This is a genomic window from Paenibacillus sp. JCM 9796, assembly GCF_055379675.1.
Genome location: NZ_AP043723.1, coordinates 827,976 through 848,148, shown reverse-complemented (window position 1 = coordinate 848,148; position 20,173 = coordinate 827,976). Strand labels below are relative to the sequence as shown.

Annotated in this window: 19 protein-coding genes; 17 read left to right on the top strand and 2 right to left on the bottom strand. The window is 46.9% G+C overall.

Annotated elements, in window-relative coordinates:
- Window positions 1–3: 3 nt before the first annotated feature.
- From ACZ439_RS04180 to ACZ439_RS04165, 4 genes are all read left to right on the top strand, one after another.
- A complete protein-coding gene (locus ACZ439_RS04180) occupies window positions 4–981 on the top strand; it encodes an alpha-ketoacid dehydrogenase subunit beta (protein ID WP_127610563.1) in 978 nt (325 codons plus the stop codon).
- Between the two features lie 22 nt (window positions 982–1,003).
- Entirely contained in the window at window positions 1,004–2,359 is a 1,356-nt protein-coding gene (locus ACZ439_RS04175; RefSeq protein WP_141335570.1) for a 2-oxo acid dehydrogenase subunit E2, read from the top strand.
- Between the two features lie 200 nt (window positions 2,360–2,559).
- The gene (locus ACZ439_RS04170; protein ID WP_230876220.1) at window positions 2,560–3,522 is read left to right on the top strand and encodes a sugar-binding transcriptional regulator; all 963 of its coding nucleotides are present in this window, start codon (window positions 2,560–2,562) and stop codon (window positions 3,520–3,522) included.
- A 284-nt stretch (window positions 3,523–3,806) separates the two neighbouring features.
- Window positions 3,807–4,145 carry a bh protein gene (locus tag ACZ439_RS04165; RefSeq protein ID WP_127610559.1) on the top strand — a complete coding sequence of 113 codons (339 nt, stop codon included), beginning with the start codon at window positions 3,807–3,809 and terminating at the stop codon, window positions 4,143–4,145.
- A 241-nt stretch (window positions 4,146–4,386) separates the two neighbouring features.
- On the opposite strand, the gene ACZ439_RS04160 is transcribed toward ACZ439_RS04165, so the two are convergent.
- Window positions 4,387–5,031: an isochorismatase family protein gene (locus ACZ439_RS04160; RefSeq protein ID WP_464620653.1), complete on the bottom strand. Its 645-nt coding sequence runs from the start codon at window positions 5,029–5,031 to the stop codon at window positions 4,387–4,389.
- A 336-nt stretch (window positions 5,032–5,367) separates the two neighbouring features.
- On the opposite strand from ACZ439_RS04160, the gene ACZ439_RS04155 reads away from it, so the two are divergent.
- The 6 genes from ACZ439_RS04155 (at window position 5,368) to ACZ439_RS04130 (ending at window position 11,503) form a co-directional block, all read left to right on the top strand.
- Window positions 5,368–6,369 carry a LacI family DNA-binding transcriptional regulator gene (locus tag ACZ439_RS04155; RefSeq protein WP_054795305.1) on the top strand — a complete coding sequence of 334 codons (1,002 nt, stop codon included), beginning with the start codon at window positions 5,368–5,370 and terminating at the stop codon, window positions 6,367–6,369.
- A gap of 53 nt (window positions 6,370–6,422) precedes the next feature.
- Window positions 6,423–7,325 (top strand): nucleoside hydrolase, encoded by a 903-nt coding sequence (locus tag ACZ439_RS04150; protein WP_464620652.1) that lies wholly within the window; start codon window positions 6,423–6,425, stop codon window positions 7,323–7,325.
- Window positions 7,326–7,344: 19 nt separating this feature from the next.
- Window positions 7,345–8,688 (top strand): sugar ABC transporter substrate-binding protein, encoded by a 1,344-nt coding sequence (locus tag ACZ439_RS04145; RefSeq protein WP_127610551.1) that lies wholly within the window; start codon window positions 7,345–7,347, stop codon window positions 8,686–8,688.
- A 97-nt stretch (window positions 8,689–8,785) separates the two neighbouring features.
- The gene (locus ACZ439_RS04140) at window positions 8,786–9,646 is read left to right on the top strand and encodes a carbohydrate ABC transporter permease (protein WP_127610549.1); all 861 of its coding nucleotides are present in this window, start codon (window positions 8,786–8,788) and stop codon (window positions 9,644–9,646) included.
- A gap of 15 nt (window positions 9,647–9,661) precedes the next feature.
- On the top strand, window positions 9,662–10,498 hold the full coding sequence (locus ACZ439_RS04135) for a carbohydrate ABC transporter permease (protein WP_127610547.1): 837 nt from the start codon (window positions 9,662–9,664) through the stop codon (window positions 10,496–10,498).
- A 228-nt stretch (window positions 10,499–10,726) separates the two neighbouring features.
- Window positions 10,727–11,503, top strand: a complete 777-nt coding sequence (locus tag ACZ439_RS04130) for an isochorismatase family protein (protein WP_127609656.1) — start codon at window positions 10,727–10,729, stop codon at window positions 11,501–11,503.
- 90 nt (window positions 11,504–11,593) lie between these two features.
- Here ACZ439_RS04130 and ACZ439_RS04125 read toward each other — a convergent pair whose 3' ends face one another.
- Window positions 11,594–12,376 carry an IclR family transcriptional regulator gene (locus ACZ439_RS04125; protein ID WP_127609654.1) on the bottom strand — a complete coding sequence of 261 codons (783 nt, stop codon included), beginning with the start codon at window positions 12,374–12,376 and terminating at the stop codon, window positions 11,594–11,596.
- Window positions 12,377–12,608: 232 nt separating this feature from the next.
- On the opposite strand from ACZ439_RS04125, the gene ACZ439_RS04120 reads away from it, so the two are divergent.
- The 7 genes from ACZ439_RS04120 (at window position 12,609) to ACZ439_RS04090 (ending at window position 20,132) form a co-directional block, all read left to right on the top strand.
- A complete protein-coding gene (locus ACZ439_RS04120; RefSeq protein WP_054795308.1) occupies window positions 12,609–13,871 on the top strand; it encodes an aromatic ring-hydroxylating dioxygenase subunit alpha in 1,263 nt (420 codons plus the stop codon).
- Window positions 13,872–14,180: 309 nt separating this feature from the next.
- Window positions 14,181–14,912 (top strand): 3,4-dihydroxyphthalate decarboxylase, encoded by a 732-nt coding sequence (gene phtC / locus ACZ439_RS04115; protein ID WP_127609652.1) that lies wholly within the window; start codon window positions 14,181–14,183, stop codon window positions 14,910–14,912.
- A 4-nt stretch (window positions 14,913–14,916) separates the two neighbouring features.
- Window positions 14,917–16,119 (top strand): Gfo/Idh/MocA family protein, encoded by a 1,203-nt coding sequence (locus ACZ439_RS04110; protein ID WP_054798861.1) that lies wholly within the window; start codon window positions 14,917–14,919, stop codon window positions 16,117–16,119.
- A gap of 41 nt (window positions 16,120–16,160) precedes the next feature.
- Window positions 16,161–17,012: a carboxylating nicotinate-nucleotide diphosphorylase gene (nadC, locus tag ACZ439_RS04105; protein ID WP_127609650.1), complete on the top strand. Its 852-nt coding sequence runs from the start codon at window positions 16,161–16,163 to the stop codon at window positions 17,010–17,012.
- A 264-nt stretch (window positions 17,013–17,276) separates the two neighbouring features.
- Window positions 17,277–18,281 carry a TRAP transporter substrate-binding protein DctP gene (gene dctP, locus ACZ439_RS04100; RefSeq protein ID WP_164751935.1) on the top strand — a complete coding sequence of 335 codons (1,005 nt, stop codon included), beginning with the start codon at window positions 17,277–17,279 and terminating at the stop codon, window positions 18,279–18,281.
- Between the two features lie 13 nt (window positions 18,282–18,294).
- The gene (locus ACZ439_RS04095; RefSeq protein ID WP_127609646.1) at window positions 18,295–18,792 is read left to right on the top strand and encodes a TRAP transporter small permease; all 498 of its coding nucleotides are present in this window, start codon (window positions 18,295–18,297) and stop codon (window positions 18,790–18,792) included.
- A gap of 26 nt (window positions 18,793–18,818) precedes the next feature.
- Window positions 18,819–20,132 carry a TRAP transporter large permease gene (locus ACZ439_RS04090; protein WP_127609644.1) on the top strand — a complete coding sequence of 438 codons (1,314 nt, stop codon included), beginning with the start codon at window positions 18,819–18,821 and terminating at the stop codon, window positions 20,130–20,132.
- The last annotated feature ends 41 nt before the right edge of the window (window positions 20,133–20,173 follow it).

Here is a 20,173-nt window from a genome sequence, read left to right as displayed (position 1 = left end):
GAAGTGAGGAAAATAACGTATTTGGAAGCGATCAAAGAGTCGATGTCCCAGATGATGCGGGAAAACGAGGACGTGTTTGTACTCGGAGAGGATATCGGCGTGTACGGGGGAGCGTTCGGGGTCACGCGAGGGATGATCGAGGAATTCGGTCCGGAGCGAATCCGCAATACCCCGATTTCGGAGTCGGCGATCGCCGGCGCTGCCGTTGGGGCGGCGCTTACGGGGATGCGGCCGATCCTGGAGCTGCAATTTTCCGATTTTATAACGATTGCGACCGATCAGATTGTCAACCAAGCGGCCAAAATCCGCTATATGTACGGCGGGAAGGGCAAGGTGCCGATGGTACTGCGCACGCCAGCGGGCTCGGGTACGGGAGCAGCCGCGCAGCATTCGCAAAGCTTGGAAGCGTGGATGGCGCACATCCCCGGCCTGAAGGTCATTCAGCCTTCGACCGCGTATGATGCGAAGGGCTTGCTACGCGCAGCGATAGAAGACGATAACCCCGTCATATTCTATGAACATAAATTGCTCTACCGGACCATGGACGAGGTGCCGGAAGAGGCCTACACGCTCCCGATCGGCAAGGCGGACGTGAAGCGCCAGGGGACGGACGTAACCGTCGTCGCGACGTCGATTATGGTGCACCGCGCGCTGGAGGCGGCGGGGCAGCTGGAGAAAGAGGGCATTCAGATCGAAGTGATCGACCCGCGGACCCTGGTGCCGCTGGACATCGAAACCGTGGTGGAATCCGTGAAAAAAACCGGACGCCTCATCGTCGTTCACGAGGCGGTCAAACGCGGCGGTTTCGGCGGCGAGATTGTCAGCCAGGTCATGGAAAGCGAGGCGTTCGATTACCTGGACGCGCCGATTCAGCGGCTGGGCGGCTTGGACGTTCCTATTCCCTACAATCCAATCATGGAGAAAAAAGCCGTTCCCCAAGTCGACGATATCGTCCAGGCTGTGAAGAAGGCGCTCAAGTAAGTGGCAGGGAGGCCCGAAGGAGATGCTAAATGAAGTGTTCATGCCGAAGCTCGGCATGACGATGGAAACAGGCACGATTATTCGCTGGTTTAAACAAGAAGGGGAAGCCGTGCGCCAAGGCGACACGCTGCTGGAAGTGCTGACGGATAAAATCAATATCGAGGTGGAAGCGTACCATTCCGGTATTTTAGTGAAACGATATTACGAAGAGGATGCGGTTGTACCCGTCAACCACGTCATCGGTTACATCGGAGAGGCCGGGGATCAGGCTCCGGCATGGCCGCCGGACGCTTCGGGAGCGGCTTCGGATGGCGAAGCGGCCGGGCCTGCAGCATCGGGTCAGGGTGCCGTTGAAGCGTCCGAAGAGCCGGCGCAAGCGCCGGCGGAAGGGAAGCCGCGGGCAACCCCGGCGGCGCGAAAAGCTGCGCGCGACCACGGCGTGGCGCTGCAGCAGGTCAAGGGCAGCGGAGAGAAGGGACGGATTCACCGTGCGGACGTTGAAGGGTACGTCTCTGCGGGCGCCAAGGCTAAGGAAGCAGCGTCGACGGTCAGGGCGACCCCGCTGGCGCAGAAGGTTGCGGCGGCGAACGGCCTGGAGCTTGGTCAGGTAGAGGGCAGCGGCGAACGCGGCAAAATCGTGCGCTCCGATGTCGAGCGCGCCCTGCAGCCCGCGAAAGCGCAAGCCGGGGAGAAACGGGTGATCAAGCTGCAGGGCATGCGGAAAATTATTGCGCAGCGGATGTCGCAAAGCGCCTATACGGCTCCGCACGTCACCATCACGACGACGGTGGACATGACGGCGGCGAAAGCGATGCGTACGGAGCTGCTGCCGATCGTCGAGAAGCAGACGGGCCTGCGGCTGTCGTATACGGAGATCCTGCTCAAAGCGATTTCCGCTTGCCTCGTGAAGCATCCGAACTTGAACGCGCGATGGGAGAATGAAGAGGTCGTGCTTCAGGACCATACGAACATCGGGTTGGCCGTGTCGGTGAAAGACGGCTTGCTCGTGCCGGTCATCTTCGAAGCGGAGCGTATGGGTCTGGCGGAGCTGGTGAGGAAATCGAAGGAGGTTGCGGGGAAAGCCCGCGACAACAAGCTGAAGCCGGAAGATTTGAGCGGGGGGACGTTCACGGTCAGCAATCTCGGGATGTATGCGGTCGATTCCTTCACCCCCATCATTAACCAGCCTGAGGTGGCCATTCTGGGAGTCGGACAAATTCAAGACAAGCCGGCTGTCATAGGGGGGCAAGTGCTGGTTCGGCCAATGATGACGCTGAGTCTTTCGTTTGACCATCGGGTGGTCGACGGTGCTCCGGCCGCAGCCTTTTTAACGGAATTAAAGACCGTGCTGGAACAGCCGTACCAATTGCTGGTTTGATTTTGATTATGAGGGTTGAGGTGACAACGGAGTCTCTGCATGAGTCGGTTGCGGAAGCTGCGGATGGCCGGTATGGGAGTTCGTCATGAACACGGGATAAGGTGCAATCGAAGAGGTTGTCTCGATAAGGACAACCTTTTTGAGTTATCCTAAATTGTGATATAATCGTTGATATGTTGAAGTACGGATGGGGTTGAGCGATGATGATGACCGATCAGGAAAAGAAGTTTTTACTCAAGATTAGTCGCATGTACTATTTTGACGAACTCACGCAGGCGGAAATCGCCAAGAAGGTGGGCGTTTCCAGGCCGATTATTTCCAAGGGTCTGCAGAAGGCGCGTAATGAAGGGTTGGTTGAAATCATTATTCATGACCAGGCCTTTCAAACGATAAATCTGGAGCAAGAAATTGAAACCGCCTTTTCACTGGTTGATGTCGTCGTTGTGCCTACAGCCGATATGCCCGCTGAAATTGCGAAGAGTGTCTTATCTAAAGCTGCGGCCTCGTATGTGCTGAAGCATCTAAAGGACGTATCTAAGATCGGCATCTCCTGGGGGACGACCTTGTACAATCTGGTCAAGGAATTTCCGAATGAAGCTCATGACGATTTGAAGGTAATCCCGCTTGTAGGCGGTATGGGATCTAACCGGATCGAGCTTCACTCGAATCAGATTGCCTATGAATTATCCAAGAAGCTAGGCTGCAGCTGTGAATCGTTATATGCTCCTGCTATTGTAGAAAGCGAGAATTTTCGAGACCTGCTGCTGCAAACGCCGACGGTTGCCGATGTACTTGAAGAAGCGAAGAAAATCGACCTTGCCATAGTGGGAATCGGAAATCCGTACATGAATTCGACGATGGAGGAGATCGGATATCTCGGCGCTAAAGAGCTCAGAAGTATCAAAGAGGCAGGTGTGGTAGGGGATATCAACTCATGCTTTATTTGTGCAGACGGCTCCATTGCCAAGGACACGATCAATGAACGGGTCGTTGGGATTCGTGTGGACGATCTAAGGAATGTGGGGAAGGTTATTGCTGTCGTTGAAGGAGCTCATAAGGTAGAGGCGATCCTGGCGACGCTTCGGGGAGGCTATATTCACACGTTGATAACCGATGAGCAAACGGCCGTAGAGTTGACGCTAAAGATGAGAGGCCAAAAGTAATGGGCATGACCTCTGGTTGCAGACGATGCAGCCTTTTTTATTAGTGAAACCGCTTTTTGATATTGATACTTCAAATGAAAGCGGTTTATAATAACAGTGACAATCGCAAAATTCGACAAATTTAGCGTATCGCATAAAAGGACAGCGAAGGCTGCTGCTCAGCAAAGAAGGGAGATGAAAGTATGTCTTCGTACAAAAGGTGCGGAGCAAAACCCGGGATTCCTGTTAGCCACATGGAATAGGATATAATATGGTGAAAATTTGAGAATAATCGGGGGAACGATATGAAAGAGACTCAGATCAATACTTCTCTTTTTTGTATCCGGTGTAAAGAAGAAACCGACCACACGATCACCTATTTAAATAAACATATTTCTCGAATCCATTGTGATTTTTGCGGTAGACAGATGGATATTCATATTGACATTTCTCACGAAATTTACGATGAAGTTGTGAAGAGAATCAGGAGCAAGCCGGTACGCATGACGGAAGAATACCGCCATCACCTGAAGGAGTTTCTGCTCTCGTTGCCGGTAAGGATCGTTAGTAAGCCGTACCGGGTGTATAGGGAAGCTAAAGAGATCGAAGGATACTTTAAGAAGTACAGTGTTAGAAAAAAGTAAGTTCAAGAACCGCCGCGGCGAACTCTAGAATCCCTCACCGAATCGCCTCACCGAATCGCCTCTGCGAGGCCCTGTACCCGATTCCGGGCGTCCAGCTTCCTGATGGCGGACTTCGCATCATCTTGTATGGTAAATTTATCATGAATCCTGAACATCACAAACGGAGCTGCGCGGGATTGCGGGCTCCGTTTTCTATTGCACGCCAGAGCCTGTACGCGCAGTTCCGAATCTGAATAAATGGTTATGGAATCATTTCTTGAAAATAAGAAAGTACAGTCTCGATGGAGACCACATCCGCGTACTTGGCTTGCAAATCGAATAAGCTCTGCTTATGTGCCGCTTCCGACCGGTCTCCGACAGCTTCTTCTACGATCATAGGGCGGAATCCGTAAGAGATAGCGTCTACAGCGGTTGCGCGTATACAGCCGCTTGTTGTGCAGCCGGTTAGGATTACCGTGTCCACTTGATGGGATACGAGGCGGGATACGAGGTCCGTTCCGAAAAACGATGAGGCATATTTCTTGACAATGATCGTATCGCCAGGTTCCCTATGAAGGGTGGAATCTACAGCTACGACATCTGTGCCTGATCGAAGCGTAACCAACCCGCTCTGCTTCAAGGCCCAAATGCCCGCGTCTTTAAGATTGTCATCATAGCTGACCGTTGTGAAAATAACGGGAATGCGCAATAACCGCGAGGCGTCGATCAGACGGTTCGTCTGCAGCAGCTGCTTATCCACATTGGCGGCCAATACCAGGTCAGGGTTCCGGTAATCTGTAAACGCTTTAATAAAATCTACAACTACAATCGCCGGACGCTGTCCAAAACCGATTCGCTGTCCAAATCCTTTTTCTTTAAAAAAAGTTTCCTCGTCAATATGAGTCATGCTATTCCGCCCCTTCGTTATGGATTAAAACTTATATAAACTTATTCAAAAATTAACATAAAATATAAATGTTAGTCAATATTATATCGGTTTGAAAGGTTTAAAATAAAAATAAAAAATAATTGGTGCGTATAGCGGAACTTTTGCGTTGAAAGCTTAAGGAAAGGGGAGTAAGCTATCCCTGTTCCATGTTGAAAGCGCTTAGAAACTGAAGGGGGAAGGAGTGCATGTCTATGGCTAAACCATGTGATGCGGCGGGGAGGAGTGCTTATTCGGGTGCCGGATTTTTTTACATGCCATGTGTAACCGGTTTACTACACTTGAAAGAAGGATCCTATGTCAACGATTAGGGACGTTGCCAAGTTGGCCGGGGTTTCGGTTGCCACCGTCTCCAGAGTTATTAATCAAAAAGGCTACATAAGCAAAGACACGGAAAAGAAGATCAAAGCTTGTATGGCCAAGTTGCAATATTCACCCAGTTCAGTTGCCCGGGGCCTGGCAGGCAAGAAAACAGATACCATTGCACTGCTTATTCCCGATATCACCAATCCGTTTTTTCCCGAAATCGCCAGAGCGGTGGAGGATACGGCAAGCAGTTATGGGATAACCACCCTTTTGGGAAATTGTGATGAAAACGGAGTTAAGGAGCTTCGTTATCTCGATATTCTCAAGAAACGCTATGTCGATGGCATCATATTTGCCGAGCATGGTCTTACATGGAATGAAATTCACGGCATACTGGGTTCCGGGATGCCTATTGTATCTCTTGATCGCGCTGCGCTTTCCGAAGAGGTTTCCTCTGTTCGGGTGAACCATTATCAGGGTGCCGTTCTTGCCGTCGAACATTTGCTGTCCATCGGCTGCAGAAGAATAGCGCATATAAGCGGTCCGAATCACCTTATTACTTCCGCCAACCGGAATCGCGGTTATACCGATACCTTGCGAAACGCCGGATGCTTTGATCCTGATCTTGTTTATGAAGGGGATTTCAGTATGGAGTGCGGGATGCGTGTAACTGAACAATTACTGAAGGAAAACGAAGGGGTAGACGGGATTTTTACCTCCAACGATCTCATGGCCGTTGGTGCATTAAAAACATTGATTCGATCGGGTATTAAAGTCCCTGAGGATGTGGCTCTTATAGGTTTTGACGGGATCAGCATGACACAGATGGTAGAGCCGGAAATCAGCACCATCGCGCAGCCGATATACGAAATCGGAAAACAAGCGGTATTTCAATTAATTCATCAAATCGAAGACCGTCATGAGCTGCCGGAGATGACCCCCCGTGTCTTGGAAACCAAGCTGATCCAAAGAGCTACAACAACAAGATTTTAATAGGGTGTAGCCTGCTTTATTGAAATAACAAAGGATATCATGAGGAGGTTCACATGCAGCGTATTATTCTGGATACGGATATCGGTACAGATGTGGATGATGCCCTGGCTTTAGCATTGGCCTTAAGGTCTCCGGAAATTGTATTGGAGGGAGTAACAACGGTTTATGGGGATGTAGATATTCGTGCGCGTCTGGTAAAAAAACTGATGCATTTAGCTAATCGCCATGATGTGTGCGTCTACAAAGGGATTGAGAAGCCGCTGCTGCAAAATCGGGAAGTGTTTTGGGCGGGACATGAAGAGCTGTTGTTATCGAATCATGAAGCCTTCGACATTGAAGACCGGCATGCCGTTGATTTTATCATTGACAAGATTATGAGCAATCCCGGCGAAATTACCCTTGTACCGATCGGGCCCCTTACCAACATTGCGGTCGCCATAATTCGTGAACCCCGAATTGTTGAGCATGTTAAGGAGATCATCCTGATGGGGGGCGTTACTCGCCTAGGGAATAACGGAATTGAATTGCCTCCGATTGAGCATAACGTGAAATGCGATCCCGAGGCGGCATCCCTTGTTTTTTCCTCCGGGGCTCCAATCGTCATGGTTGGATTGGACGTTACGATGAAGGTTCGAATCACATCAAAGGAAAAAGATGAGCTTTATGCTTCCGGAGATCCGCTAAATATCGCATTGGCCCAGTCCATTGAGAAATGGTTGCGTTTTCGGGGCAAGGATTGGACGGCGATGCATGATCCGCTGGCTGTATCTTTATTGGTTGACCGGTCCATTGTCCAAACGCAAAGAATGAACATAAGAGTAGAATACGATCACCGCCATCCTACAGGACAAACCGTCGTGGTTTTCTCTGAAGACGCCAATGTGGAGATAGGCTTGGAAGTGGATAATGAAAGGTTTATCCGATTGTTAATGGATCGGTTGCTTGCACAAAATTGAAAATAGGGGAGAAAAAGAAATGAAAAAAATCGTATCTGTACTGCTGATCGCTATGTTGGCATTTACTGCAATCGCCGGCTGCTCTTCGGGTAACCAGCCGGTGCCGGAAGCTAAAACGCCAGACAACACAGGTTCGGATAAGCAAGCAAAAACGGAAATCACGATCATGGTTCTCGGCGAATGGCTCAAAGATCTTCAGGTGCTTGTAGGAAAATTCGAAGAAGCAAATCCCGACATCAAAGTGAGTGTGGTTTCGTTGCCGTTCCGGCAACTATTCGAAGGAATCGAGGTACAGATGAATTCGAAGAAACCTACCTTTGATTTATTTACAGTAGATGGTCCTCTGGTTGCGAACTACACGGCCAAGGGCTTCCTGGAACCGTTAGACAGCTATATTACCGCCGAACAAAAAGGAAAGCTGATCGACTCCTCTGTGCAGTTAGGGACGTTTAACGGCAAGTTCATGGCATCCCCGTTAAATACTTCCAGTCAGCTGTTATACTACAACAAAGACATTCTCACGGCCAAAGGAGTTACACCGCCTTCAAGCGACCCGAAAGAACGTTGGACATGGGAAAAATTAGTGGAAGAAGGAAAGAAACTGACCTATGACAGCAACGGAGACGGGCAAACGGATGTATTCGGTTTTAGTTTCCAGCAAATTGGCCGCCCTTATCAGGTATTGCCTTTGGCGCACAGCTTAGGGGCGAAAGTCATCAGCGACAACGGCATCCAAGCAAGCGGGTTTACGAACTCTCCAGAGATGGTTCAGGCAAGCAAATTTTACTTTGACTTATTCAATACGTGGAAGATTAGTCCCAAAATTAGCCCCGATGTGTCCATCGATTACTTTGCAACAGGTAAAGTGGCGATGTTTGTTGGAGGAACGGCGTTATTGAAGCAGCTTCAAGATAAAGGTCTTTCTTTCGGTTATGCGCCTATTCCTTATTTCGACGGGCAAAAACCGGCAACGCCGACCGGAAGCTGGCATTTAGGCATTTCCCAATTCTCCACCAAGAAAGAAGCCGCTGCCAAGTTCATCCAGTATGCGACAGTCGGGGAAGGATCGAAAGTTTGGTTCGAGCAGCGTAATGAAATTCCGGCTAACAAGGAATTGCTGGATGCCATCGACAAGGAAGCTAAATTCAACGAATTCCCGGCAAGCGGATTAAGACTGGCTGCTTATGAAGCAAAAAATACGTCGGTTTCACGACCATCTACGCCAGGCTATCTGGAATGGGAATCTTTGCTGAACAAGGCATATGAGGATATAAAAAATGGCTCGGAACCCAAAAGCGCACTCGATAATGCCGCTGATCAGATTGACCGCCAACTCAAGAAATATGAAACCATAGCCAAATAATTTCTTTCATGACCTGTAACGTATAAGGAGGGCGTTTCTATATGACAAATGTCCCTCCTTTTATCTTAACTAGCAGACCATAGGGTGGTGAGTCAGAATGAAGGATAGAGCCTATGTACCGTATGCGTTTTTATTTCCGGCGCTTTTGGGGATTTTAATATTTAAACTTCTGCCGATCGCCGAAGGACTGAAGGAGAGTTTGTATGCCTCATCCTTTCTGGCAGGCGAGAAAATATTCACAGGATTAAAAAATTATGGGGATCTTCTAACTGACCCTGTGTTCTGGAATTCGGTGAAAATTACCCTGTTGATGAATGTCGTCATCAATCCTTTGCAGATTGTTCTCGCTTTATTTCTTGCGATACTTTTGAATTATCATTTGCGAGGCATAGGTTTTTTCCGCTCTATTCACTATATTCCGATAGCCGTTTCGCTGCCCATTGCATGTGTGCTCTGGAGCTTGATGATGAATCAGGAACAGGGCATTCTTAACTCGCTGCTTATAGCGGTAGGCCTGGAGCCGCAACCCTTTCTAGGAAGTCAGGATCAAGCGCTGTGGGCGATCATAGCGATTGCTACCTGGAGAGGCGTAGGGTATTGGTCCATCTTTCTCCTGGCCGGATTGCAGGAAGTTCCTCTCTCGCTCTATGAAGCGGCATCGATTGACGGTGCGGGCAAGTGGAAGCGGTTCAAGCATGTCACGATTCCAATGATGAAAAGGCCGCTTATTTTTGTAACGGTAGCTGATACGGTAACAAATTTCTTACTGTTTGCTCCGATGTATATTTTGACCAAGGGCGGTCCTCAGGATAGTACCAACGTGCTGATGAATGAAAGCTTCAATAGTGCATTCATGTATTCCGATCCGGGAAGAGCCTCGGCTATTGTTATGATCCTGCTTTGCATCATATTGATTATTATTACCGCACAGTTCAAGTTATTTAAAGCGGAACATTAATGAGGGGGGATGGAAATGAAGCTTAGTCTTAAACCTGTTATATATGCCATTCATTTCCTGCTTGTCGGGATTGTCATTTTTCCGCTTTTGTTTGCTTTGGTTTCATCGTTTAGACCTTTAGACGATATCTTCCGCTATGTTTCGCCTATATCGTGGAGAACTTTTATTCCCACTTCAATGACCTTGGAAGCTTATACGAATCTTTTTCAATTAAGAGGATTCGGCCGGGTCGTATTTAATACTTTTTTCATTGCGATCGTTACCGTAATCTTTAGCATTGCGATTAACTCTATGGCCGCGTTTGCTTTCGCAAAATTTAATTTCAAAGGCAAAATCGTGATTTGGGCCTTAGTGATGTTAAGTTTTATGATTCCGTTTGAAGTGATATCGATACCGTTATACAGTTTGGTTAACAGTATGGGATGGGTGGATACGTATAAGGGTCTCATCATACCGGGCATCGCAAACGGTCTGGTTATCTTTTTGTTCCGCCAATTTTTTATGGACTTACCGGATTCTTTATTGGAATCGGCAAGAATGGAAGGGGCTTCCTGGTGGATGATCTATACGAAGATCATCATGCCGCTCTGTAAACCGGTGACGATAAGTGCAGGGCTGCTAACGTTTATTCTTCAGTGGGAATCTTTTATGTGGCCTTTAATCGTAACTCGATCAGAGGAATATAGGGTCATTCAGGTGGCCATTAGTTTGGCTACCACCGAACATGCGACTTTCTGGAATGAAATGTTTGCGGCAACCGTCCTGGCCGTGGTCGTGCCAGTCGTATTGATTTTAGTACTGCAGCGCTACTTTGTTCAGGGTGTTGCCAGTTCGGGTTCCAAGGAAAGCTAATGATCCAAGTTGAGCGAAGAGAGGAGTTGCTTTTGCAGCTGCTCCTTTTCTGTTTTTCGAGCTTATTCCAGACGAAGCTTCTTACGATCATTTTATGAATAGATCTTTCAAAATATAGTTAAAGTTATTATACTTATAAAAGATACGCAAGTTTAATTAAGTAATGTTGACGGATTTCCAAAAAAATAATACAATGATTACGGTTAGCATAAGAATAGAGGTCTAAACATGGATAAAGATTATATAACGATCGCCGAGGCTGCCAAAAAGCTGGGAGTATCGCCTGCGACACTTCGCAGATTGGAAAAAGACGGACAAGTTGAAGGCTATGGATTAAAGGTCTATTACACGCCGGGCGGTCAAAGAAGATATCAGTACAATGAAGTCAAACATGCCTATGGAACCTGGGGCCCGTTCGGAAGGATGGGATTTGGCAATAAACCGTGCATTATTGTAAGAGACTTAATTCGTTATTTCACAGACCCCACTTCTAAAGCGGGGTATGACATGGATAAGGTTATCGAACAGACTCATTTATTGTTGGAATCCGCTACCAAACTGAATATTCCGATTGTTTTTGCTGTTACCATCTATGATCCGAATAATAAAATATCGAATCTGTGGGCGAAAAAAATAGAAACCAACCTCATGTTAAAGCAGGAATCGATTTGGACGGATATTGAGCCAAGATTAGGCCATTTTCAATTCAACAAAATTATTCATAGTCCCTACATTTCTCCATTTTTCAAATCCGATTTATCCGATTGGCTGAAAGCCCAGGATATCGATACGGTTATTATCGTAGGCAACAGTACAAGCGGATGTATAAGGGTAACGGCGATTGATTCTCTTCAACATGGGTTCCATACCATTGTGCCGGAAGAAGCGGTAGCTGATCGCTCGATCACAGAGCACCAAACGGCCCTTTTGGAATTAGATGTCAAGTATGCTGATGTGATCCGGGTCGATGAAGTGCTTGAATATTTTCAAAAAGTACAAATCTAGTTTTTATAGGTAACGACAGGAAACAGGGTTGAGGATCTTCTCCTCACCCTGTTTTTTTCGTTTAAACCGTAACAGATTTGCTGGTTGTCCTTAATATCCCAGGTTTTCCGATATTTCTTTTGCGGCTTCCATGACTTTAATTTTGTAATCGTTAATTTTATAGTGTTGGAATCCTTCGGTTGTTCCCGCTATGGAGACGGCAGCCACCACTCTTCCGGTGTAGTTTCGAATAGGGGCGGCAACCGAAATCACTCCCGGGGTTAGCTCCTCGATACTAACGGCATATTTTTGTTCGCGTACTTGTTTGATATGCTCAAGAAATTTGATGGGATCGGTGATCGTATGTTCGGTAAATGGAGTTAAACCTTTTGAAATAACCATCTCCAAATATTCTTCTTTTTTATGGGCGAGTAAGACTTTGCCGGTACTCGTACAGAACGCGGGGTTTCTTTTGCCCACGTGAGGAAGTCTTAGCGGATGAGGGGATTCCATCTGTTCGATATAAATGACGTCCGCTTCTTCCAGAATGGCAACGTGTGCCGATTCCCCGGTCTGCTTAACTAATTTCATGAGCACCGGCCGGGACTCCTTCGTTAATTGCAACTGACGTTTTACAATCCCTCCTAATGATAACACGGTCAAACCCAGCTGCCATTTTTGAGATTCCGGATCTCTTCGAGCAAAGCCCTCGCTTTCAAGGGTAGCCAGCAAACGACTGACCGTACTTTTTCCTATTCCTAGCTCGACAGCCAGCTTACTGACCCTCTTTTCCGTCTCATCTTCAGAAAAACTGCGTAAAATACGTAAAGCATTTCTGACGGAAGACAGCAAGTACTCTTCGCTCGATCTTTTTCTATTCGCATCCGGTTTCATCTCAGATAACCTCCATATGCCGTTATTTGTCCCTCATAGCAGAACAAAGGCCTTACGTTTATTATACAAAATTTGTTACGGTTTCCTAGTTATTTTAGTTGATATTTATTAAAAAAAATAATTATTTTGGTGCGTATATCAGAACATTTGAGTTGTACGGAAGTGATATCGAAGTTACGATTATGACATAATAAAGCAACGAAATTTAGAGGTCATTACAGGAGGGATTAACATGTTAAGCAAGGAACAAAATGAAACGCTGACGAAAGTAGGTCCGGGAACCCCGACGGGAAGTTTGCTTCGCAGATATTGGCATCCTGTAGCAGCAAGCTCTGAATTTCCGAAGGCGGGGACGAGGAAAGTCAAGATTTTAGGAGAGGATCTGGTCTTGTATCGCGACCGGTCCGGGAAGCTGGGGCTTGTTCAGGAACGCTGTCCGCATCGAGGGGTTTCGCTTGAATACGGAATACCGGAAAACGATGGCCTTCGTTGTCAATACCATGGCTGGTGTTTTAATCGTGAAGGCGCTTGCACGGAACAGCCGAATGAACCTGAAGAAAGTACCTTTAAAAACCGGATTAAAATCAAATCTTATCGTGTCGAGGAGCTAGGGGGACTTATTTTCGCTTATTTAGGTCCGGAGCCTGCTCCGCTGTTGCCCCGATATGACTTATTTCTTCGAGATAATGTAATCCGGACTATCGGATATGCCATTGTACCGTGCAATTGGCTGCAAATTATGGAGAACTCGCTTGACCCCATTCATTTGGAGTGGCTGCATGGTCACTACTTTGAGTATGTTTTTGAACAGCAGGACCGTCCGGTGAGCGAGTGGCCTATTACGAAGCACCATATTAAAATCGGTTTTGATGAATTTGAATACGGCATTATTAAGAAGAGAGTGTTGGTAGGACAGACAGAGGAATGCGAAGACTGGCGTGTAGGCCATCCCGTGGTTTTCCCTAATATGCTCCGTGTAGGAGACAGCGGGGCGCATTCGTTCCAAATTCGTGTTCCTATGGACGATAACCATACGTATCATATTTGGTACACCTGTTATGTGCCGAAAGAGGGAGTAAAAATTCCGGAAAATTACCCGATTTCCCTGTATGAATGCCCGATCAAGGATGAATCCGGAAAGTTTATTACGGATTATATTGACGGTCAAGATATGATGGCTTGGATCACACAAGGAGAAATTGCCGACCGGACAGCTGAACGACTGGGTACTTCGGACAAAGGGATTATCATGTACCGGCAAATGCTGCTGAAGGAGCTGGCCAAAATCGAAAGAGGTGAAGATCCGCTGTGCACGTTTAGGGACCCGGAGAAAAATCAAATCATTGAACTGCCTCAAGAAGAGGATAAATTTAGTGAGGGCGCCCTGCTGACCAATGTATCGAAAAACTGGAATACCAGATATGCAGCCAATATTGATGAAATCATAGAAATTTGCAGAAACGGGAATATTCCTTCGAAGTATGTCATGGTCTAAAAAAATTTGAAGGATAATCAGGCTCCCAGGCTCCTTCTTCATAATTCATGAATGGGAAGGGGCCTGATTTTTTGTTGCCGCTACCTATTGGGTCGAAAGGGGAAACGACATGAAGATCAAGTGTTGTCCGAGTTGCGGAGAATCTTTGCTGCATCCGCGCAGTTTGCTAAATGAATTTTGGATTTCAACGGATACGGCTTATTTTTGCTGGTGCAGCTTCTGTTCATGGCGTGGTGAGATTATTGAGGTCACCCGAGTAACGGCGCCGGAAGCAGGATGACGGAATGATGGAGAGGAGGTTGGCATGCAATGAGTGATTTGTTGCAAGATATTCGCGAAAAGATTGCCCTGTCCTGCCGAATTTTGGCTATGGAGGGCTTGGTGGATGGGATTCTGGGGCATGTCAGTGTGCGCATACCGGGAACAGATGAGATGTTTATCCGTTGCAGGGGCGAAGAAGAGAACGGTGTGCGTTACACCCGGTCAGATGCTATTCGGCGTGTCGATTTTGACGGAAACGGTGCGGATCTTGAAGGGAAGTACGATGTGCCCAAAGAACTCCCTATTCATGGGGAAATGTATAAATTACGACCGGAGGTCGGTTGTGTTATTCATGCACACCCGCCGGATGCCTTGATTTGCGGGATTACCGATTTGGAGTTTCGGCCTGTTTTCGGTGCGTTTAATATTCCGGCCATGCGCATGGCTCTTGAAGGAATACCCGTATTTCCGCGTTCCTGTCTGATTACCCGCCAGGAGCTCGCCCATTACATGATGCAAGCGATGGGGGATAAGAACATCTGTTTAATGAAAGGACACGGTATTACCGTAACGGGGAAGACGGTAGAGGAAGCTACCGTTCGTGCCTTGAATTTTAATATTCTGGCCAAGGTTACGCTTCAGGTGGCTCAAACGGGAAGAGAAGCTGCACCGATATCCCAGGAGGATATGAACGAGCTTCCTGATCTGGGAACTACGTTTAATGACCAGTGGGGATGGCGTTATTACGTGAAAAAACTCCACGAGGAAGAGAAAAGGTGAATATATGGCTCATTTACAAAGAAAGGAATCACCTGTATTAAGAATAGGGATTGCCGGTCTTGGTATTGCCGGCAGCTCCATAATCCCCGCGTTTCTTAAGCATCCGAATGTGCAGCTTTCGGCAGCGGCAACCCGAAGTAAGGAACGGAGAGAGAAATTTGCGAGTGATTATCAAGCGGAAACCTTTCACAGTATAGAGGAGTTGTGTCAAAGTTCGTCGGTGGACGCTATTTATATCGCGACTCCTACCGAGCTTCATACCGAGCACGTCCTGCTGGCGGCCGAAAATAAGAAGCACATTATCGTAGAGAAGCCGATGGCGATCACGCTTGAGGATGCAGACAAAATGATTGAGGCGGCTGAAAAGAACGGAGTCGTCATGATCGTGGGGCACTCTCACAGCTTCGAACCCCCTATCCGCAAAATAAGGGAAATCGTTAGAAGCGGAGAGCTGGGAGAGGTGCGCATGATTCACAATTGGTACTTCAATGACTGGATCTATAGACCCCGGACTCCAGAAGAATTGGATACGCAGTTGGGGGGAGGCGTAACCTTCCGGCAAGGCTCGCATCAATTTGATATTATACGGCTTATTGGAGGCGGATTGATCAGGAGTGTCCGGGCCATGACGGGAGTATGGGACCTGACGCGGCCGACAGAGGGGAGCCATACTGTTTTTCTGGAGTTTGAAAGCGGGGCAGCAGCCACTGCTGTCTATAACGGCTATGATCACTTTCATTCTACGGAGCTTACTTATGGGATTAGTGAGGGAGGGCCAGTCGTTTCCACGGATGTGTATGCCAAGTCTCGCAGAACAATCGATCAAGTGGGCCGCATAGAAGAAAGCCAGATTAAAAGTCTGGCGGGCTACGGGGGATCGAGAGCTAAACAGTACGACCATGCGGAAAATCATCATCCGTTCTTTGGATTGACGGTTGTAAGCTGCGAAAAAGGTGATATTCGTCAATCTCCTAATGGATTATACGTTTATGGGGAAGACAAGCGGTATGAAATAGCGCTTCCTGCTGCGGCTACAGGACGCGATGCGGTGATCGCGGAGCTTTATGATGCGGTTTACAACGATCGTCCTCCGGTGCATGACGGCCGATGGGCTAAAGCGAATTTGGAGGTTTGCTTAGCCGTGCTGGAATCTTCCAAACAGCGCAAGGAAATTTATTTGAACTATCAAACGGCGGTCACGGATTAATTCATTCTAAATATATGAACCGACAATGAGGAGAAGAGAAGATGTTCCTGAACAAAAATAAGCTGCATCAACAAATTCGAGACTGGTTGGAGGAAGATGTTGGACCAGGTGACGTGACCTCCTGGGTAACGGTCCCTGAAGATTTGACCGGAACTGGAATTATTCACGCCAAAGGGGAAGGAATCTTGGCGGGAATCCCCGTTCTTCAAGCTGTTTTTTCAGTCGTTGATCCCAGTGTCGTCATCCAGACAAGGATTAGCGACGGTGAGGTTCTTACGAAGGGAACGATTATAGCGGAATTATCCGGTAATATCCGTTCTATACTAACGGGTGAACGTATTGCCCTTAATTTGCTGCAGCGCTTATCCGGTATTGCTACCAAAACAAACCGTCTCGTTCTGGCAGCGAGGCCCTATAACGCTAATGTCAGGGTTGTTGAAGCGAGAAAAACAACACCCGGACTTCGTATGCTGGAGAAGTATGCGGTGCGTGTGGGGGGAGGAAATTCGCATCGCTATGGATTATTTGATGCGGTTTTGATTAAAGACAATCATATTAAAGCTGCCGGGGGATTAAAGCAGGCTGTGGAATCCGCTCGAGCCGGAATTCCTCATACCATGAAAATTGAAGTGGAAGTTGAATCCATTACGCAAGTGGAGGAGGCCCTGGAGGCGAAAGCCGATATTATTATGTTCGATAACATGCCGCTTGACACGATGAGGCATGCGATCGCGCTGATTGGAGATCAAGCCATTACCGAGGCATCCGGGGGAATCACCATCGATAATATAGCGGAAGTTGCCGGATTGGGAGTTAACGTCATTTCTATGGGAAGCTTGACCTACTCCGTAAATAATGTCGATATTAGTCTTGATTTGTTTAATAAAAAATAAATATTGCTTAGAACAGCCGCTTTCTTCAGAGAGTGGCTGTTTTGTGTTGCGCCGGGATAGGCGTACACGAAAAACGGATATAAGTTATGTAAATTTATTAAAGTTATTTAACAATACAGAAAAATATAAGTTTGAATAAGTTTTTATTGACGTATTTTTTAATAAATATTACAATCATTATATTGAAAGCGTTTTATTGTGGGGAGCGATTGTTTATCAATGGCCTCATATGAACGTATATACCAAAGGAAGAGGTGTCTAAAGATGTCTAGTAAAAAAAGTATTATCAGCTTCATTTCGCTCTTGGCCATGACAAGTCTCATCAGTGCCTGTTCGGGCAATCCAAGCGGTACGGGTTCCACGCCCTCATCGGAAAAATCAGTTGTGCTCAAAGGGGTTACCGCCTGGGAAGAAAATAATATTCATAGTGCAGGATTCGGCATGTTTCAGAAAAAAATCGAGGAGCAAAGCAATGGCCGAATTAAAGTGCAGTATGCAGGAGGTCCCGAATCGATCCCGGCCTTTAATCAGGGAGATGCGGTACGTACGGGGGTCGTAGATTTTTCCGTTCTTTCTACAGCTTATTATCAGAACCAGGTGCCGGAAGCCGTAGTTACCAATTATAGCGAACTGTCTGTCGAAGATGAATGGAAGAACGGCAGCATGGCTTTCCTGAATGAAATACATAATAAAAAATTAAATGCCCAATTCATAGGAAGATCCAGCGGGATGAGCTACAGTCTATATACGAAAAAGCCGATTACCAGTATCGACGATCTTAAAGGCAAACGATTCCGGACATCGCCTGTCTATGTGCCGTTTATTAAAGCATTAGGTGCAGAGGCTGTGATCATGCCGGCAGGAGAAATCTATACGGCAATCGAGCGGGGGGTCATTGACGGCGTAGCTTGGCCCAAGGGTGGAGTCACAGATTTGGGGCTGCAAAAACAAATTAAATATCAAATATCACCCAGCTACTGGAAAGTCGATACTTCTATGATCATGAATCTGGACAGATGGAAGCAGCTGTCTAAAGAAGACCAGGATTTGATTAATAAGGTAGCCCGTGAAGTCGAGAAAGAACTTCCCCTATTCATTGAAAAATTTATTGAAGACGAGCAGAAAAAGTTGAAAGAAGCCGGGATTCAGGAAGTTAAGCTGCCGGAAGAGGAATACTTGAAAATTGCCAATGATTCGGCTTGGAAGTGGGTAGAGACGAATTTGCCGGAGAACGGAAAGAAATTAGAGGAATTGTTCAGAAAGAAATAGGAGGGAGATCCTTGTGAAATTCCGCAAGATGGTTCACCAGTTTGACCGGGCATTGTCACAAATTGAAGTCGTTTTTATGGCGATAGCCGCCATTTTATTGTTTGTGATGATCTTTACGGTCTGTTTTAGCGTGGTCGGCCGTTATTTTTTAGGAATACCGGCTGCATGGACGGTGGAGTTGAGTGAATATATTATGGTTTTTCTAGCTTTTTTATCGGCCTCATGGGTGCTCCGCAAGGATGGGCATGTTCGTTTGGACCTGCTCCTGAATACACTCAGTCCTAGTAAGCAATTGCTTTTTAATCGAATTACGGCCATTATTGCAGCTATTGCCTGCGGCTTATTTTTCTGGTTTAGCTTGAAAGCCACCATTGACAATTATCAAAGGGATGTCATTTCTTATAACATTTTGAACACTCCGAAATATTTGGTTTTGTTGCCTATTCCATTAGGCAGTCTGCTTTTAACTCTCAGATATATTCGAAACATTTTGAGTGATTTTAAAATTTGATTAGAACAGCGAAGAAGGTGATCTAAATGGAGTGGTGGTTGTTTCTTATTTGTTTCTTTGGGTTGCTCATGGTATTCATGTTTATGGGGATGCCGGTGGCATTTTCATTCTTGGCGGTAAACTTTATTTTTATCACCTATGTCATGGGCTTTAAGCCCGGAATGAATCAAATTGTATTAAGCGCTTACGATTCGTTGGCCAAGTTTCCGTTAACAACCATACCGCTCTTTGTCATCATGGGGGAATTGCTGCTGCATTCGGGACTGGTCGTGAAAACCTTGGATGTTTTATCCAAATGGTTAGGGCGTATACCTGGACGGTTAAGCGTGCTTTCCATTATCAGCGGATCTTTTTTTGCCGCTCTAAGCGGATCAAGCATCGCTAATACTTCCATGCTGGGAACCGTATTGGCACCAGACATGCGAAACCGGGGTTATCATAACTCCATGGTCCTTGGACCCATCATGGCCTCGGGAAGTCTGGCTGTCATCATGCCGCACAGTAGTCTGGCTGTCCTGCTGGGGAGTATCGGCAAGGTATCGATTGGCGATTTGTTGATAGCCACCGTTGTCCCGGGAGTTTTGATGACCGCGATTTTCGTTGTGTACATCATGATCAGGTGCGCCAAAAACCCTTCCCTGGCCCCGGCTTATCCCATTGAAGAGAGCAGCTGGTCCGATCGGATCCGTTCGCTAACATTCGGGGTCATGCCTACTGCGCTTTTGATTCTTGCAACCGTACTTTTGATTTTCTTTGGTATCGCTACGCCTACCGAATCAGCCGCATTGGGAGCGTTTGGCGCTTTGCTGCTCGTGATCATGTACAGGGCGCTGACGTGGGAAGTGTTATTAAAGTCCATTAAGGGAACATTGGAAATTTCAGGAATGATCCTGATTATTATCGCTGCTTCCTCTGCGTTTACACAGCTGCTGGCTTTTACGGGAGCAAGCCGGGGATTATTGAATATGGCTCTGGGGCTTGAAATTCCGTCTCTATTGATTATTGTCATTATGCTTCTGATCGTCGTTTTCCTGGATAGCTGTATCGATCCGATATCGATCATGATGATCACCCTTCCGGTTTACATTCCCATGGTCATCGCTTTAGACTACGATCCGATTTGGTTTGGTATTATGATGCTTATTTGTTTGGATCTGGGCAATTTAACCCCGCCTTTCGGTCTGCTGCTGTTTGTTATGAAAGGGGTTTCGCCGCCTGAAGTGACCATGAAGGAAATTACGCTAAGTGCAGTTCCCTTTGTCTCGCTGAAAGTCATGCTGATCATATTGATTATGATGATTCCGGAGATCGCGACGATGCTTCCGAGCTTAGGGAAATAAATGGTTGAAAATGAAATAAGAGTATGTTAAAAAATTAAATA

Excerpts from the sequence above, each read along its gene's own strand:
- ACZ439_RS04170 (WP_230876220.1), top strand. The coding sequence starts at position 2,560 with ATGATGATGACCGATCAGGAAAAGAAGTTTTTACTCAAGATTAGTCGC.
- ACZ439_RS04110 (WP_054798861.1), top strand. The coding sequence starts at position 14,917 with ATGGCTCATTTACAAAGAAAGGAATCACCTGTATTAAGAATAGGGATT.
- ACZ439_RS04175 (WP_141335570.1), top strand. The coding sequence starts at position 1,004 with ATGCTAAATGAAGTGTTCATGCCGAAGCTCGGCATGACGATGGAAACA.
- ACZ439_RS04120 (WP_054795308.1), top strand. The coding sequence starts at position 12,609 with ATGTTAAGCAAGGAACAAAATGAAACGCTGACGAAAGTAGGTCCGGGA.
- phtC (WP_127609652.1), top strand. The coding sequence starts at position 14,181 with ATGAGTGATTTGTTGCAAGATATTCGCGAAAAGATTGCCCTGTCCTGC.
- ACZ439_RS04155 (WP_054795305.1), top strand. The coding sequence starts at position 5,368 with ATGTCAACGATTAGGGACGTTGCCAAGTTGGCCGGGGTTTCGGTTGCC.
- ACZ439_RS04145 (WP_127610551.1), top strand. The coding sequence starts at position 7,345 with ATGAAAAAAATCGTATCTGTACTGCTGATCGCTATGTTGGCATTTACT.
- ACZ439_RS04130 (WP_127609656.1), top strand. The coding sequence starts at position 10,727 with ATGGATAAAGATTATATAACGATCGCCGAGGCTGCCAAAAAGCTGGGA.
- ACZ439_RS04125 (WP_127609654.1), bottom strand. The coding sequence starts at position 12,376 with ATGAAACCGGATGCGAATAGAAAAAGATCGAGCGAAGAGTACTTGCTG.
- nadC (WP_127609650.1), top strand. The coding sequence starts at position 16,161 with ATGTTCCTGAACAAAAATAAGCTGCATCAACAAATTCGAGACTGGTTG.
- ACZ439_RS04140 (WP_127610549.1), top strand. The coding sequence starts at position 8,786 with ATGAAGGATAGAGCCTATGTACCGTATGCGTTTTTATTTCCGGCGCTT.
- dctP (WP_164751935.1), top strand. The coding sequence starts at position 17,277 with ATGTCTAGTAAAAAAAGTATTATCAGCTTCATTTCGCTCTTGGCCATG.
- ACZ439_RS04165 (WP_127610559.1), top strand. The coding sequence starts at position 3,807 with ATGAAAGAGACTCAGATCAATACTTCTCTTTTTTGTATCCGGTGTAAA.
- ACZ439_RS04135 (WP_127610547.1), top strand. The coding sequence starts at position 9,662 with ATGAAGCTTAGTCTTAAACCTGTTATATATGCCATTCATTTCCTGCTT.
- ACZ439_RS04160 (WP_464620653.1), bottom strand. The coding sequence starts at position 5,031 with ATGACTCATATTGACGAGGAAACTTTTTTTAAAGAAAAAGGATTTGGA.
- ACZ439_RS04090 (WP_127609644.1), top strand. The coding sequence starts at position 18,819 with ATGGAGTGGTGGTTGTTTCTTATTTGTTTCTTTGGGTTGCTCATGGTA.
- ACZ439_RS04150 (WP_464620652.1), top strand. The coding sequence starts at position 6,423 with ATGCAGCGTATTATTCTGGATACGGATATCGGTACAGATGTGGATGAT.